General features: G+C 69.7%; 13 protein-coding genes and 1 pseudogene. 5 read left to right on the forward strand and 9 right to left on the reverse strand.

Translation table 11 applies throughout. The features are described from left to right. Window positions 1-26 precede the first annotated feature (26 nt). The 6 genes from ACI7BZ_RS07715 to ACI7BZ_RS07740 form a co-directional block, all read right to left on the reverse strand. Window positions 27-785, reverse strand: coding sequence for a L,D-transpeptidase (locus ACI7BZ_RS07715; protein WP_414116571.1), 759 nt, complete (start codon window positions 783-785; stop codon window positions 27-29). 271 nt (window positions 786-1056) lie between these two features. Then, window positions 1057-1773, reverse strand: a complete 717-nt coding sequence (arsH, locus tag ACI7BZ_RS07720) for an arsenical resistance protein ArsH (RefSeq protein ID WP_414116572.1) — start codon at window positions 1771-1773, stop codon at window positions 1057-1059. Next, on the reverse strand, window positions 1770-2837 hold the full coding sequence (arsB, locus tag ACI7BZ_RS07725; RefSeq protein WP_414116573.1) for an ACR3 family arsenite efflux transporter: 1068 nt from the start codon (window positions 2835-2837) through the stop codon (window positions 1770-1772). The genes arsH and arsB overlap by 4 nt, the downstream gene beginning before the upstream one ends. Before the next feature lie 36 nt (window positions 2838-2873). Further along, the gene (arsC, locus tag ACI7BZ_RS07730; RefSeq protein WP_414116574.1) at window positions 2874-3299 is read right to left on the reverse strand and encodes an arsenate reductase (glutaredoxin); all 426 of its coding nucleotides are present in this window, start codon (window positions 3297-3299) and stop codon (window positions 2874-2876) included. A 10-nt stretch (window positions 3300-3309) separates the two neighbouring features. Next, window positions 3310-3849, reverse strand: coding sequence for an arsenate reductase ArsC (locus ACI7BZ_RS07735; protein ID WP_414116575.1), 540 nt, complete (start codon window positions 3847-3849; stop codon window positions 3310-3312). Then, window positions 3842-4201, reverse strand: coding sequence for an ArsR/SmtB family transcription factor (locus ACI7BZ_RS07740; RefSeq protein WP_414116576.1), 360 nt, complete (start codon window positions 4199-4201; stop codon window positions 3842-3844). Before ACI7BZ_RS07740 ends, ACI7BZ_RS07735 begins: the two co-directional genes overlap by 8 nt. Window positions 4202-5157: 956 nt before the next feature. Here ACI7BZ_RS07740 and ACI7BZ_RS07745 point away from each other — a divergent pair. The 3 genes and pseudogenes from ACI7BZ_RS07745 to ACI7BZ_RS07755 all read left to right on the forward strand — a co-directional run. Next, window positions 5158-5676, forward strand: a pseudogene (locus tag ACI7BZ_RS07745) (GAF domain-containing protein); the annotation flags it as partial. A 244-nt stretch (window positions 5677-5920) separates the two neighbouring features. Continuing rightward, on the forward strand, window positions 5921-8092 hold the full coding sequence (locus ACI7BZ_RS07750) for a response regulator (protein ID WP_414116577.1): 2172 nt from the start codon (window positions 5921-5923) through the stop codon (window positions 8090-8092). Then, a complete protein-coding gene (locus ACI7BZ_RS07755; RefSeq protein WP_414116578.1) occupies window positions 8089-8943 on the forward strand; it encodes a CheR family methyltransferase in 855 nt (284 codons plus the stop codon). Before ACI7BZ_RS07750 ends, ACI7BZ_RS07755 begins: the two co-directional genes overlap by 4 nt. A 50-nt stretch (window positions 8944-8993) precedes the next feature. Here ACI7BZ_RS07755 and ACI7BZ_RS07760 read toward each other — a convergent pair whose 3' ends face one another. Further along, window positions 8994-10223, reverse strand: coding sequence for an ArgE/DapE family deacylase (locus ACI7BZ_RS07760; protein WP_414116579.1), 1230 nt, complete (start codon window positions 10221-10223; stop codon window positions 8994-8996). A gap of 69 nt (window positions 10224-10292) precedes the next feature. Next, entirely contained in the window at window positions 10293-11516 is a 1224-nt protein-coding gene (locus tag ACI7BZ_RS07765) for a urate hydroxylase PuuD (protein ID WP_414116580.1), read from the reverse strand. Between the two features lie 87 nt (window positions 11517-11603). Here ACI7BZ_RS07765 and ACI7BZ_RS07770 point away from each other — a divergent pair, with 87 nt between their 5' ends. After that, a complete protein-coding gene (locus ACI7BZ_RS07770; RefSeq protein WP_414116581.1) occupies window positions 11604-12572 on the forward strand; it encodes a LysR family transcriptional regulator in 969 nt (322 codons plus the stop codon). A gap of 93 nt (window positions 12573-12665) precedes the next feature. On the opposite strand, the gene ACI7BZ_RS07775 is transcribed toward ACI7BZ_RS07770, so the two are convergent. Next, complete coding sequence (locus ACI7BZ_RS07775; RefSeq protein ID WP_414116582.1) at window positions 12666-14057, reverse strand: nucleobase:cation symporter-2 family protein; 1392 nt, start codon at window positions 14055-14057, stop codon at window positions 12666-12668. A 352-nt stretch (window positions 14058-14409) separates the two neighbouring features. Between ACI7BZ_RS07775 and uraH the strand changes: the two genes are divergently transcribed. Continuing rightward, the gene (gene uraH, locus ACI7BZ_RS07780) at window positions 14410-14763 is read left to right on the forward strand and encodes a hydroxyisourate hydrolase (RefSeq protein ID WP_414116583.1); all 354 of its coding nucleotides are present in this window, start codon (window positions 14410-14412) and stop codon (window positions 14761-14763) included. The last annotated feature ends 2 nt before the right edge of the window (window positions 14764-14765 follow it).

Genomic DNA, 14765 nt, shown 5'->3' on the forward strand with positions numbered 1-14765 from the left:
GCAAGGCGCGCCGCCCCTCTCCGCTCTCAGCCCTTCACGAATACCCGGGTGCCCAGGGGCACGCGCTCGTAGAGGTCGATGATGTCCTGGTTGAGCAGGCGGATGCAGCCGGACGACACCTGCTGGCCGATGCTCCACGGCTCGATGGTGCCATGGATGCGGAACAGGGTGTCGCGGTCGCCGTCATAGAGATAGAGCGCGCGCGGGCCGAGCGGGTTCTCCTCCCCGCCCGGCAGGCCGGCGGCATAGGGGCCGTAGCGGGCCGGCTGCAGGCGCACCATGTTGGCGGTGGGCGTCCAGTGGGGCCACTTCTCCTTGCGCTTGATGGTGGCCCAGCCCTTGAAGGAATAGCCCTGCTTGCCCACCCCCACGCCATAGCGGATGGCGCGGCCGTCCTTGCCGATGAGGTAGAGGAAGCGGTCGCCCACATCCACCACGATGGTGCCGGGCGCATAGCCGGCAGGCGCGCTCACCTCCTGCCGCAGGTAGACGGGGTCCACCTCGGAGATGTCCACCCCGTCCACCGGGTGCGGCTCGCCGTCCACCGGCCCATACATCATCGCCGCGCGGCTGGCGGGGGCCGGCGGCGGATTGGTGACGCAGGCGGCCAGCGCCAGCGGCGCGCCGAGCACGAACAGCCGGCGGGACAGCCGTTGCGGCCCGCAGCCCGGGGCGGCCGGCGCCGGGAAGGGGCCGCCCGGCTGGCCGGAAGCGACAGGCTGGTCTGAGACTTGGGGCGTGTCTGAGACTTGGGGCGTGTTCGTCATGGGGGGCTGACTTGCCATGATCTGTCCACTCGGGAACGAAACGGATGTGGTCGTGCATCAACGCACGGCGCAGGCGCGGGGTTTCGCCTGCGGTCCGATGCATTGAAACGGGATGTGGTGGCGTTAAGGTTAACGCCGCCCTTCCGAGGCACCGGAAGGGCGGCTTCACCAGCCATGTACCACCCTTGTTGCGCTGCGGGGTGGCCTTTGCGCCACACTGCGCCCCGGAAAAACATCGCGCGAACGTGATGTCGCGCCGCCATGCAAGATCAGGCGTCCGCCCCTGCGCTCACCGCACGGCGCCGAGGGCGAGCCGCGCTTCCAGCGCTTCCGCCGCTTCCCTGCGCTCGCTGTAGCGTGCGGTCAGCTCGCCGGCCGCGTCGCGGGTGAGCAGGGTGAATTTGACGAGCTCCTCCATCACGTCCACCACGCGGTCGTAATAAGCGGAGGGCTTCATGCGCCCGGCGGGGTCGAACTCGTCATAGGCCCGCGCCACCGACGACTGGTTGGGAATGGTGAACATGCGCATCCACCGCCCCAATATCCGCATCTGGTTGACAGCATTGAAGGATTGCGAGCCGCCGCACACCTGCATCAGCGCCAGCGTGCGCCCCTGGGTGGGGCGGATGGCCCCCAGCGCCAGGGGAATCCAGTCGATCTGCGCCTTGAGCACCGCGCTCATGGCGCCGTGCCGCTCCGGGCTGCACCACACCTGCCCCTCCGACCACGAGGCCAGGTCGCGCAATTCCTGGACCTTGGGGTGCTCCGCCGTCGCGCCGTCGGGCAACGGCAGGTCGTGCGGGTCGAACACCCGGGTCTGCGCGCCCATGTGCTGCAGCAGCCGCTCGGCCTCCAGCACCAGGAGGCGGCTGTAGGAGCGCTCCCGCAGGGAGCCGTAGAGCAGCAGGATGCGCGGGGGATGCCGGGAGGGCGCGGCCGGCAGCAGCCGGTCGAGGGCGGGCAGGGGGAGGAGCTTCTCCTCCAGGTTGGGCAGGGTGGGGTTCATCGCACCGCCTCCGGGGGCTGGGCCGGCGCCGCGCGGCCGGCGGCGCCGCGCTCGTACCACCCCTTGGAGCGGTTCACGATCCACACCACCGAGAGCATCACCGGGACCTCGATGAGCACGCCCACCACCGTGGCCAGCGCCGCGCCCGAGTGGAAGCCGAACAGGCTGATGGCCGCGGCCACCGCCAGCTCGAAGAAATTGGATGCGCCGATGAGGGCCGAGGGGCCGGCGACGCAATGCTGCTCCCCGGCCATGCGGTTCAGGAGATAGGCGAGGCCGGAGTTGAAATAGACCTGGATCAGGATCGGCACCGCCAGCAGGACGATGACCAGGGGCTGGGCGATGATCTGCTCCCCCTGGAAGCCGAACAGCAGCACCAGGGTGGCCAGCAGCGCCACCAGCGAGAGCGGGCCGAGCCGCGCCAGCAGCCGCTCCAGCGCCGCCGGGCCGCCGGTGGCCAGCAGGCGGCGGCGCACCAGCTGCGCCACGATCACCGGGATGATGATGTAGAGCGCCACCGACAGCACCAGCGTGCCCCACGGCACGGTGATGGCGGACAGACCCAGCAGCAGGCCGACGATGGGCGCGAACGCCACCACCATGATGGCATCGTTGAGCGCCACCTGGCTGAGGGTGAAGTGGGGCTCGCCGCGGGTCAGGTTCGACCACACGAACACCATGGCGGTGCACGGCGCGGCGGCCAGGATGATGAGGCCGGCGATGTAGCTGTCGATCTGATCGGCCGGAAGATAGGGCCGGAACAGCCAGCCGATGAACAGCCAGCCCAGCAGTGCCATGGAGAACGGCTTCACCGCCCAGTTCACCAGCAATGTCACGCCGATGCCGCGCCAGTGCCGGCCCACCTCGCCCAAAGCGGCGAAATCGATGCGCAGCAGCATGGGCACCACCATGAGCCAGATGAGCACCGCCACCGGCAGGTTCACCTGCGCGATCTCGGCGGCGCCGATGGCCTGGAACACGGAGGGAAAGACATGGCCGAGGGCGACGCCGGCGACGATGCACAGGGCGACCCAGACGGTGAGGTAGCGCTCGAAGGTGGACATGGTTCTGGCTTTCTGCGGGCAGGATTTCGCGGGGTTTCAGCCGGAGGTGATGCGGTGGCCGGCGGCGTCCATCACGTGCTCGCCATCCTCCTTGGTGAAGGGGCCCAGCTGCGGCGGCAGCAGGTCCGGCACCTTTTCGCAGGGGCGGCACATAGGCGCGCCCAGAGGGGAGACCACGATGGGCCGGTTGATGAGGATGGGGTGGGCCATCATGGCATCCAGCAGCGCATCGTCGCCCAGGGCGGGGCCGGCGCGCCCCGGCTCGGCATAGGGCGTGCCCTTCTGCCGGATCACGTCGCGCACGGTGAGGCCGGCCTTGGCGATCAGCTCCATCAGTCGCGCGCGGGTGGGCGGCGTCTTCAGATATTCGATCACCTGCGGCTCGATGCCCGCATTGCGGATCATGGCCAAAGTGTTGCGCGCGGTGCCGCAGGCCGGGGTGTGATCGACGGTCACGTCCATGGCCGCTCCCTCACGCCACGTCCGGACGCCGGGTGCTGGCGCCGTCGAGGCGGCCGATCTCGTTGAGCTTGGCCCCCAGGGTGAGGTGATCGAGCTTGGCGATGGGCAAAGCGGCGAACACGGAAATCCGGTTCTTCAGATAGCGGAAGGCGGAGACGAAGGCCGCTTCCTTCTCGATGTCGGTGCCCGCCACCGCTGCGGGGTCCTCGATGCCCCAGTGCGCCGTCATGGGCTGGCCCGGCCACAGCGGGCAGGCCTCGCCGGCGGCGTTGTCGCAGACCGTGAACACGAAATCCATCACCGGCGCGTCCGGCGCGGCGAACTCCCCCCAGCTCTTGGAGCGCAGGCCGGCGGTGGGATAGCCGTAGGCCTCCAGCACCTTCAGCGTGAAGGGGTTGACCGCTCCCCTGGGCTGGCTGCCGGCGGAAAAGGCGCGAAAGCGCCCGCCGCCGTCCCGGGTGAGGATGCTCTCGGCCAGCAGGGAGCGGGCCGAATTGCCGGTGCACAGGAACAGCACGTTGTAGACGTGGCCGTGAACGCTCTCAGGCATGGGGGGTCCCTTCTTCGGCACAACAGGTTGAAAGGGCGGCCATGGCCGGGGCGCACACCTCGGGATGGCCGTTGCAGCAGTCCTTCATCAGGAAGGCGACGAGATCGGACAGGGCCGGATAGGCGGCGCTGTAGATGATGGAGCGGCCTTCGCGGCGGGAGCTGACCAGCCCCGCCTGCTCCAGCTGGCTCAGGTGGAAGGACATGCGGGAGGACGACGCCCCCTCCATGGCCTCCCCGATGGCGCCGGCGGCCATGCCCTGCGGCCCGGCCTTCACCAGCAGGCGCACCACGCACAGTCGCGTTTCCTGCGCGAGGGCGGCAAAGGCGGCGAGGGCGAGGGAGTCTTCCATATCTCAATATCTCAACAGATGTTGAAATATAGGTAGCACGCCCCTCCGTGCGCCGCAAGGCCGATGTCGCCCCCCGTGCCTTGGCGGGGGCGTTTCGACGCAGGCCCCCATCCCGCCGCCCAAGCCGCGGCCGCCCGCTCCCCGCCCCCTGTGCAGGGAGCTGCGCCGGCGTGATTTTTCGCTTCAGGTCGGCGCCATTCCCGGGCATTCATGGCGGCGCCGTGCATGCGGGGGGAGGGGAAGCGCCGATGTCCGACCAGCGTTCGAAGGGGCCGGAGCGTTCGTGGTTCGCGGACCTGTCCCTGCAATGGAAGGCGGGGCTCCTCGTCTGCACCCTCATCGGCCTGTTCGTGTTTCTGTTGTCCGTCAACAGCCTCGCCACCCTGGCCGGCGACACGCACCAGCGGCGCGCCGACGAGATGACCCGCGTGATCGATCTTGGGCACGACGTGGCGCGGCTGGCGGGCCACCGGCAGACCGAGCTGGTGAACGCCGCCGTGCTGGACCCGGCCGGCCTTTCCACCCGCCTCGCCGCGGGGGATGCCGCCATCGGCGCCGCCTTCGCCCGCCTCAGGGAGGCGGTGAGCACCGAGCCGGCCCTGCGGGCGGCGGTGGAACGCGCGGTGCGCATCGACACCCGCTGGGACGAGGCGGTGGCCGCCCCGTTCCTGGCCCTGATGGATCGCGGCACCGCCGGCACCACCGACGCCCTCAAGACGCTGCTGGCGGCGGAGGCCGGGCCCGACGGCACCCGCGCCATCGTCGCCGCCCTCGATGACCTCGCCGCCGCCGCCCATGCCGATCTCGCCGCGGCCCGCGCCACGCTCTCGGGCTTCGAGGCGGGCATCTGGATCATCGACATCGTGGCGCTGCTGGCCACCGTCGGTGCTGGCCTTGCCGGCGTGCTTCTCAGCGTGCGCTTCGTCACCGGCCCGCTGCAGCGCCTCTCCGGGCTGATGGAGCAACTGGCGAACCGCGACCTCACCATCGAGGTGCCCTATGCCGAGCGCCGCGACGAGGTGGGCACCATCGCCCGCGCGCTGGCCGTGTTCAAGGCCATGGCGGTGGAAACCCACGACAATGCCTGGGTGAAGGCCGGCGTCGGCGAGGTTTCCGCCCGGCTGCAGGCCTGCACCGATTTGCGCGGCTACGCCGACGCCCTGCTGCGCGAGCTGGCCCCGCGGGTGGAGGCCGGCGTCGGCGTGTTCTACGGCTTCGATGCGGAAGCGGGCACGCTGTCGCTGGAAGGCACCTACGCCTTCACCGAGCGGCGCCACCTTGCCACCACCTACCGCCTGGGGGAGGGGCTGGTGGGGCAGGCGGCGCTGGAGCGCAAGCCGATCCTGCTCTCACCGCTGCCCGACGATTACGTGCGCATCCAGTCCGGCACCGGCGAGGGGCGGCCCCTTGCCGCCATCGCCCTGCCGGTGGTCTCCAAAGACGGGCTCTCGGGGGTGATCGAGCTGGCCAGCTTCGGCCCCATCGGCGGGGTCCGCGCGCGGCTGCTGCAGGAGGTGCTGCCCCTCGTCGCCCTCTCCCTCGACAACCTCACCCGCGCCATCCGCACCCGCGAACTGCTGGAGCGCAGCCAGAAGCAGGCCACCGAGCTGCGCGTCGCCGAGGAGGAGTTGCGCACCCAGCAGGAGGAGCTGCGCGCCACCAACGAGCAGCTCCACGGCCAGCAGCAGAAGCTGGCCGCCTCCGAGGAGGAATTTGCGGGTGCAGGCGGAGGAGCTGCAGGCCTCCAACGACGTGCTGCGCCGCTCCTCCCAGGAGCTGGAGACCCAGAAGGCCCAGCTGGAATCCCTGAACGAGCAGATGCAGGTGCGCGCCGAGGAACTCACCCGCGCCAACCAGTACAAGTCGCAATTCCTCGCCAACATGTCCCACGAGCTGCGCACGCCGCTCAACAGCCTGTTGATCCTGTCCCACGATTTGGCCGAGAACCGCGACGGCAACCTTGCCCCCGACCAGGTGGAGGCGGCCAGCATCATCCATGCCTCCGGCGGCAACCTGCTGCGGCTCATCAACGACATCCTCGACCTGTCCAAGGTCGAGGCCGGGAAGATGGACGTGGTGCGCGAGCCGGTGAGCATCGCCGCCTTCTCCCAAAGGCTGGAGCGCAATTTCCGGCGGCTGGCCCAGGAGCGCAAGCTGCGCTTCTCCGTCACCGCCGCCGAGGCCCCGGAGGAGGTCTATACCGATGCCGGCAAGCTGGAGCAGATCCTCACCAACCTCATCGGCAACGCCCTGAAGTTCACCGTCCAGGGCCGCGTCTCGGTGGTGTTCTCAACGGCCGACGAGGGCCGCACCCTGAAGGCGGCCGTCACCGACAGCGGCATCGGCATTCCCGAGGACAAGCTGGATGCCGTGTTCGAGGCCTTCGAGCAGGTGGATGCCAGCACCCGCCGCCAGTTCGGCGGCACCGGGCTGGGGCTCGCCATCACCCAGCGCCTGGCCAACCTGCTGGGGGGCGAGGTGACGGTGGACAGCAAGCTCGGCCAGGGCTCCACCTTCACCCTGTCCATTCCCGTGGGCGAGCCGCCCGCCCTCGACGACGCGGCGCTCGAGGAGGAACTGGCGGCCGAGGCGCAGGCCGCCGCCCGGGCGCAGGCCCCCGCCCCGGCGCGCCCGGCGCCCGCCAGCCCGGCGGGAGCCGAGCGGGCCGCCTCCGGCCTCTCGCCCCTGTCGCGCGCCTCCGCGCCGGCCGTGGCCGACGACCGCGAGGCGCTCACCCCCGGCGCCACCGTCATCCTGGTGGTGGAGGACGATCCCGTCTTCGCCCGCACCCTGGTGGGCCTCGTCCGCCGCAAGGGCTACCAGGTGCTGGTGGCCGGCGACGGCGAGAGCGCCCTCGACCTTGCCCAGCGCTATCGCCCCACCGGCATCCTCCTGGACGTGATGCTGCCGGGCATGGACGGCTGGACCGTGATCGAGCGCCTGAAGGCGGACCCCGCCACCCGCCACATCCCGGTGCATTTCGTCTCGGCCCTGGACGAGGGACGCCGCGGCCGCGACCTCGGCGCGGTGGGCTTCCTCACCAAGCCGGTGAGCGCCGACCAGCTGGGCGAGGCCCTCTCGCTGCTCACCCACTTCTCCGCCGACCGGCCCCGCCGGGTGCTGGTGGTGGATGACGACGCCGCCGCCCGCCATGCGGTGCGCACCCTGCTCGGCCGCGAGAAGGCGCAGATCATCGAGGCGGCCAGCGGCGAGGAGGCCCTGGAGGTGGTGGCCAAGACCCCCCTCGATTGCATGGTGCTGGACCTCGGCCTGCCGGGCATGTCCGGCTTCGACCTCATCGAGCGCTTGGCGGAAGGCCACCACCACGTGCCGGTGGTGGTCTATTCCGGGCGCGACCTCACCACCGCGGAAAGCCTGCGGCTGCGCGCCTTCACCGACAGTATCGTGGTGAAGGGCGCGCTCTCGCCCGAGCGGCTGCTGGACGAGGTGAGCCTGTTCCTCCACTCGGTGCAGCACGAGCCCAAGGCCCTGCCGGCGGTGCCCGACGGCGACCTGGAGGGCCGCAAGCTGCTGCTGGTGGACGACGACATGCGCAACATCTACGCTCTCGCCAAGGTGCTGCGCGGGCGCGGCATCGATGTGGTGCTGGCGCAGGACGGGCAGAAGGCGCTGGCCCAGCTGGACGAGCAGCCCGACATCGAGATCGTGCTCATGGACGTGATGATGCCGGTGATGGACGGCTACGAGGCCATGACCGAGATCCGCAAGCTGCCGCACCTCGCCAAGCTGCCCATCATCGCCCTCACCGCCAAGGCCATGAAGGACGACCGCGAGAAGTGCCTCGCCGCCGGGGCCAGCGACTATCTGGCCAAGCCGGTGGACGTGCCCAAGCTGCTCTCCATGATCCGCGCCTGGCTGCCGCCCAAATGAACCTCCCGCCCGAGGCGGCGAGGGACGACCTCGCCCTGGAAGAGATCGAGGTGGACCTGTTCGTGGAGGCGCTCAACCGCCGCTACGGCTACGACTTCCGCGACTATTCCCGCGCGTCCCTGACCCGGCGGGTGCGCAACCTCGTCGTCACCTTCGGCGCCGGCTCGGTGGCCGACCTCACCGCCCTTGTGCTGCACACCCCCGGCCGGGTGGGCGAGGTGATCGCCGGCCTGTCCGTGCCGGTGTCGGAATTCTTCCGCGATCCCCACGTCTTCCTGGCGCTGAAGGAAAAGGTGTTTCCGCATCTGGCCTCCTACCCGGAGGTCAATGTGTGGCAGGCGGGCTGCGCCCATGGGGAGGAGGTCTATTCCCTGGCCATCCTGCTCAGCGAGGCGGGGCTCTACGAGCGCACCCGCATCTATGCCACCGACATCTCGGCGGCGGCGCTGGCGCGGGCGCGGGAGGGCATCTTCCCCCTCGCCGATGCCCGCGACGCCGCCCGGCGCTACCTGGCCAGCGGCGGCGCCGGCAGCTTCTCGGACTATTACCACGCCCGCTACGACCTGATGAAGCTGGACGAGCGGCTGATCTCCCGCGTCACCTTCGCCGAGCACAATCTGGTCACCGACGGGGTGTTCTGCGAGGCGCACCTCATCTTGTGCCGCAACGTGCTCATCTATTTCAACACGCCGTTGCAGGACAAGGTGCTGCACGGCTTCGCCCAGAGCCTGGTGCGCGGCGGCTTCCTGTGCGTGGGCACCCGGGAGAACCTGGAATTCTCCTCCGCCCGCAGCCAGTTCCAGGTGGCGGATGCGGCCGCCCAGCTCTACCGGCTGAAGGCCGGCAAATAGCCGGCGGGGGAAGCCCCCGACCGGCTCCGTTCCATGCGTCGCAGCGCGGGTCAGGCCAGCAGCTCGCGGGCGGCGAGGGCGATGACGAGGGTGGCCTTGTCCAGGTCGTCCAGCTTCAGGTTCTCGTCGGCGCGGTGGCCGTTGGCCTCCTCGATGGTGCGCGGCCCGGCGCCGTAGAGCACCACCGGCACGCCGGCTTCCGCATAGAGGCGGGCGTCGGTGTAGAGCGGCACGCCGGTGGGCCTCACCTCTTCCCCCACCACCGCGGCGGCGTTGCGGCAGATGATGTCCGCCAGGCGCAGGGTCGCGTCCCCCGGCACCAGCGGGCGGGCCAGCAGCACGCGGCGCACCTCCACCGTCGCCTTCGGGAAGGCGGCGGCGGCCTGGGCGATCACCGCGCGCACCTGCGCTTCCACCCCCTCCGGCGTCTCGCCGGGCACGATGCGCCGGTCGAGGCGGAAGGTCACCCGGTCGGGCACCACATTGGTGTTGATGCCGCCGGCGATGAGGCCGACCGTGAGCTGCGGCGCGCCGATGCCGGCCACCTCCGACACCTTGTCCTGCAGCGTGTCGCGATAGGCATACAGGGCGCCGAGCACATGGGTCGCCGCCTCCAGCGCGTCGATGCCGGTGAAGGGCAGGGCGGCGTGGGCCGACTTGCCGATCACCTCCACCTCCAGGTGCAGGCAGCCGTTATGGGCCACCACCACCGCATAGGAGAAGCCGGCGGAAACCGCGTAGTCGGGCCGGGTGAGGCCCTGTTCCAGGAGCCAGCCCGGCCCCACCTCGCCGCCGATCTCCTCGTCATAGGTGAAATGCAGCTCCACCGTGCCCTTCAGGGGCAGGCCCGAGCGCTTCAGGGCGTCGAGGGCGAAGGCATAGGTGGCGAAATCGGACTTGGAGACGGCGACGCCGCGGCCATACATGCGCCCGTCCGCCACCTCGGCGCCATAGGGGTCGCGGGTCCAGCCCTCGCCCGGGGGCACCACGTCGCCATGGGCGTTCAGGGCGAGGGTGGGCCCGTCGCCGAAGCGGTGGCGGACGATGAGGTTGGTGACGGAGACCATGCCCGCCGCCTTCACCCGGTCCGCGGGCACCGTGTGGCGCTCCACCTGAAAGCCGAGCCCTTCCAGTAGATCGGCGGCGCGCGCCGCGTGGGGGGCGCAATCGCCGGGGGGATTGTCCGAGGGCACCTTCACCAGCTCGGCAAGGAACCGGTGCTGGGCGTCCGCGCGCTCGGCGATGAGGCGGCGCAGGAGGTCGGCATCGGGGGAGGTCATGGGGTCTTCCTCAGTCTGATACGGGTCGTGGTTCAGGTGCTGGAACGCGGGCCGGGCGGCTGCCGGCCGTCACCGGCCGCTCGCCCAGGCCTTCAGCATGGCCCGGTCCTCCGCGCTCAGCTCGGTGAGGTTGTTGGGGGGCATGGCATGGGTGAGGGCGGATTGCACCAGGATGAGATGGCGGTTGCGGGCGATGGCCTCCGGCGTGTCGAGCATCACCCCGCGCGGGGCGATGACGATGCCTTCATAGACCGGTTCCGCCGCGTGGCACATGGAGCAGCGGCCCATGACGATGTTCTGCACCTCCTCCGGCACCGCCACCGGCGGCCCGCTGCTGGCGAGGGCGGTGGACACCAGCGGCGGCAGGCCGAGGGCGGCGCGCCCCGCCGGGGTGGTGGTGGCCGACAGGACGATGCCCGCCGCCAGGCACAGGGCCGCCACCAGCCAGCACCAGGCCTTGTCGCCCCGGCCCGCGTGCCGCTCGTTGTAGTAATAGCGGATCACCGTTCCCGCCACGAGCGCCAGCGCCACCATGACATAGGCATAGGGCGTGGAATAGGTGAGGGGATAGTGGTTGGAGATCATCAGGAAGACGACCGGCAGGGTGAAGTAGTTGTTGTGCCCGGAGCGCAGCTTGGCGGTCTTGCCGTAATACGGGTCCGGCACCTCGCCCGCCTTCAGCGCCGCCACCACTTTGTGCTGGTTGGGGATGATGACGAAGAAGACGTTGGCGCTCATGATGGTGGCCATCAGCGCGCCGGTATGGATGAAGGCGGCGCGGGGCGAGAACACCTGCTGGAACAGATAGGCCGCCAGCACCACGCCGGCGAACACGATGGCCCCCACCACTGCCGGCGTGTCGCCGAGCTTCGAGCGGCACAGCCGGTCGTAGGCGACCCAGCCCGCCGCCAGCCCGCCGAGGCCGATCAGCAGCGCCACCAGCGGCTTCAGCTCCATCACCGCCGGGTCGATGAGATAGATCGACGACTGGTAGTAATAGATCCAGATCAGCAGGAAGAAGCCGGTGATCCAGGTGGCGTAGGACTGCCACTTGTGCCAGGTGAGGTGCTCGGGCAGGAAATCGGGGGCCACCAGATACTTCTTCACCTGGTAGAAGCCGCCGCCATGCACCTCCCACGCCTCGCCGCCCTTGCCGGCGGGAATGTCGGGAACCTGCCGCAGGCTGGCGTCCAGGTGCATGAAGTAAAAGGACGAGCCGATCCACGCCATGCCGGCGATGATGTGCGTCCAGCGCAGCAGCAGGCTGCCCCATTCGTGGAGGATTGGTTCCATGGCCGTTCAGGTTCCGTAGCGGGAAAAGGAAAGGGCGTCTGCCGTCGAGCACCGCACCGAGCGGCACCATTGGCGCCGCCGTCGGCCTTGCGTATCGTTCAACGGGTGTTCGTCAAGGGGCGCGGCGTCGTGCTGGAGAATATGAAGGCGTTCGTCGCCTCGGTGGAGAGCGAGAGCTTCTCGCAGGCCGCCCGCCGCCTGCGCCTGTCGGCGAACGTGGTGAGCCACCGCATCCAGATGCTGGAGAAGCATCTGGGCTGCCGGCTGTTCAACCGCACCACCCGGCGCATGAGCCTGACCGAGCAGGGGCGGGTCTATTACGAGGCCATCACCGAGGCGCTGCGCCTCATCGACGCCGCCGAAAGCAACGTCTCCGAGCTGGGCGCCCTGCCGCGCGGGGCGCTGCGCGTCACCGCCCCGCTGCATCTGGGCCGGCGGCTGGTGGCGCAGGTGGCGGCGCGCTACCAGGAGGCGCACCCGCAGATCGACGTGCGCCTGCGCCTCTCCGAGCACACCCTCGACCTCGTGGCCGAATCCATCGACGTGGCGCTGCGCCTCGCCACGTTCGAGGATTCCTCCATGATCATGCGCAAGGTGGCGCAGGTGGACCGCATCCTGTGCGCCGCCCCCGCCTATCTGGACCGGGCCGGGGTGCCGGCCCGCCCGCAGGATCTGCTCACCCATCACTGCCTGCTCCTGCGTTTCGCCAGCCTGCGGGAACTGCGCTGGATGCTCACCGACGACGGCCGCGACCTCGCCGTTCCCGTCACCGGGCACCTGGAGGCCGACGACGGCGACGTGCTCACGGTGTGGGCGCTGGAAGGGCGGGGCATCGTGGTGAAGCCCCGCTTCGAGGTGGCGGATGCGCTGGCCGCGGGCCGGCTGGTGCCGGTGCTGGAGACCCATCCGCCGCGCCCGGCCACCCTTGCGGTGCTCTACCCCGCCCGCCAGCTGGTGCCGCTGAAGGTGAAGGCCTTCGCCGACATGCTGGTGGATGAGGGCCGCCGCTACATCGCCCATGAGCTGGGAAAGATCGGGGAAGGGGTGCCGGCCTGAGCGCGTCGCCGCGCCCCGCCGCCCCGGCCCCTCACGTCAGGAGGACGGCCCGGTATCCGCTCCGCTTGCGGTGCAAGCGGATCGGCGCGCGCTCTAATGCGCTTCGGCCTGCTTGGCCGCCGCGACGATCTCCGCGGTGGAGGCCTTGCTCACGCCGTTGAAGAAGACGTTGAGCCCCACCGCCACGATGGCGCACAAAAGGATGCCGCTCTCCAGGAGGGGATGCAGCTCGTGCGGCAGCGCCTTGAAGAAGTTGGGCGACACCAGCGGGATCATGCCGAAGCCCACCGAAACGGCGACGATGAACAGGTTGAAGCGGTTGGTCTTGAAGTCCACCCCGGTGAGGATGCGCGCGCCGGTGGCCGCCACCATGCCGAACATCACCAGTCCCGCCCCGCCCAGCACCACCTGGGGCACCGCCTCCACCAGGGCCGCCATCTTCGGCAGCAGGCCGAGCCCGAGCATGATGATGCCGCCGGTCACCGTCACCCAGCGCGAGCGCACGCCGGTGACCCCCACGAGGCCCACGTTCTGCGAGAAGGAGGTGTAGGGGAAGGTATTGAAGATGCCGCCCAGAAGGGTGCCCACGCCGTCGGCGCGCAGGCCTTTGGTCAGTGCCTTCTCATCCACCGGCTTGCCGGTAATGTCGGAGAGCGCGAGGAACATGCCGGTGGATTCGATCATCACCACCACCATCACGATGCACATGGTGATGATGGGCACGAGGTGGAAGGTGGGCGTGCCGAAGTGGAACGGCACGATCATTCCGAACCACGATGCCGCGGCCACCTTCTCGAAATGCATGATGCCGAGGGCGGTGGCCAGCACGGCGCCGGCGATGATGCCGAGTAGCACCGCCACATTGGCCAAAAAGCCCTTGCCCCACTTGATGAGGCCGAGGATCACCAGCAGCACGAACAAGGCGATGCCGAGGCCCTGGAGCTGCCCGTAGTTCGGGTTGGCCACCTGCACCGACTGGCCGTTGATGGTCTGGGTGAGGGTAGGCAGGCCCCCGCCCGCCCAATTGATGCCCACCCGCATCAGCGAGATGCCGATGATGAGGATGATGGTTCCCGTCACCACCGGCGGGAACAGGGGCAGGAGCCGTGACACGAAGGGGGCGACGATGATGCCGAACAGGCCCGCCGCGATCACCGAGCCATAGATGCCCAGAAGGCCGATCTCCGGGCTTGCGGCCATGGAGAGCATGGGGCCGACCGAGGCGAAGGTGACGCCCATCATCACCGGCAGGCGGATGCCGACGCCGAAGAAGCCCAGGCACTGGGCAAGGGTGGCAAGGCCGCAGGCGAACAGATCGGCGCTGATGAGGAAGGCGATGTCCTCGGGCGGCAGCTTCAGGGCGCGGCCGATGATGAGCGGCACCGCGACGGCGCCGGCATACATCACCAGCACATGCTGGAGGCCGAGCACGGCAAGTTTCGGGGCTGGCAATATTTCGTCTACGGGATGAACGGCTTGAGACATGGCATTCCCCTGGAAAGGCGGTCGGGTGGGGCGGAAGGGCGTTCTGTTCTTGGCGCCGTCACACGGGGTGCGGCACGGGGCCGTTCGGCTGGGTTTGCCCAACGCATCGGCATGCCCAATGAAAGATCAAACCCGCCCCTGTGAAAATGGTTGGTTAATCGGAATATCTTCCGATTTTTTTGGAAAATGAAGCGGCGGCGACCTTGTTATGCTGCCGCGCAGCGGAGCGTTCGCACGCTGGGGACCGGCGCCGGCAGGGCCGGAGCGCGGGGCCCCTTTCAGTTTCGGAGGCGGAGGAACCGCCCGGGCCAGCGGCGCCCGGCGGCACCGGCTCCCGGCTCGCGAGGGAAAGATGGGGCGCCTGTCCACGCATGTTCTCGACACCGTCGCCGGGGGGCCGGCGGCCAATGTGGCGGTTGAACTCTACCGCCTGGAGCCGGACGGCAGGCGCACGCTCCTCACCGCGCGGCGGACCAATGCGGACGGGCGCACCGACGCCCCGCTGCTGGCGGGCGACGATTTCGCCCCCGGCACCTATGAGATCGTGTTCCATATCGGCGACCATTTCCGCGCCACCGGCGCGCCCATGGCCGATCCCGCCTTCCTTGACGTGGTGCCGCTGCGCTTCGCCATGGCGCAGGACGGGCATTATCACGTGCCGCTTTTGTGCTCCCCGTGGAGCTATTCCACCTACCGGGGCTCGTGAGC

Source organism: Xanthobacter sp. AM11, from assembly GCF_047444035.1.
Lineage (GTDB): Bacteria > Pseudomonadota > Alphaproteobacteria > Rhizobiales > Xanthobacteraceae > Xanthobacter.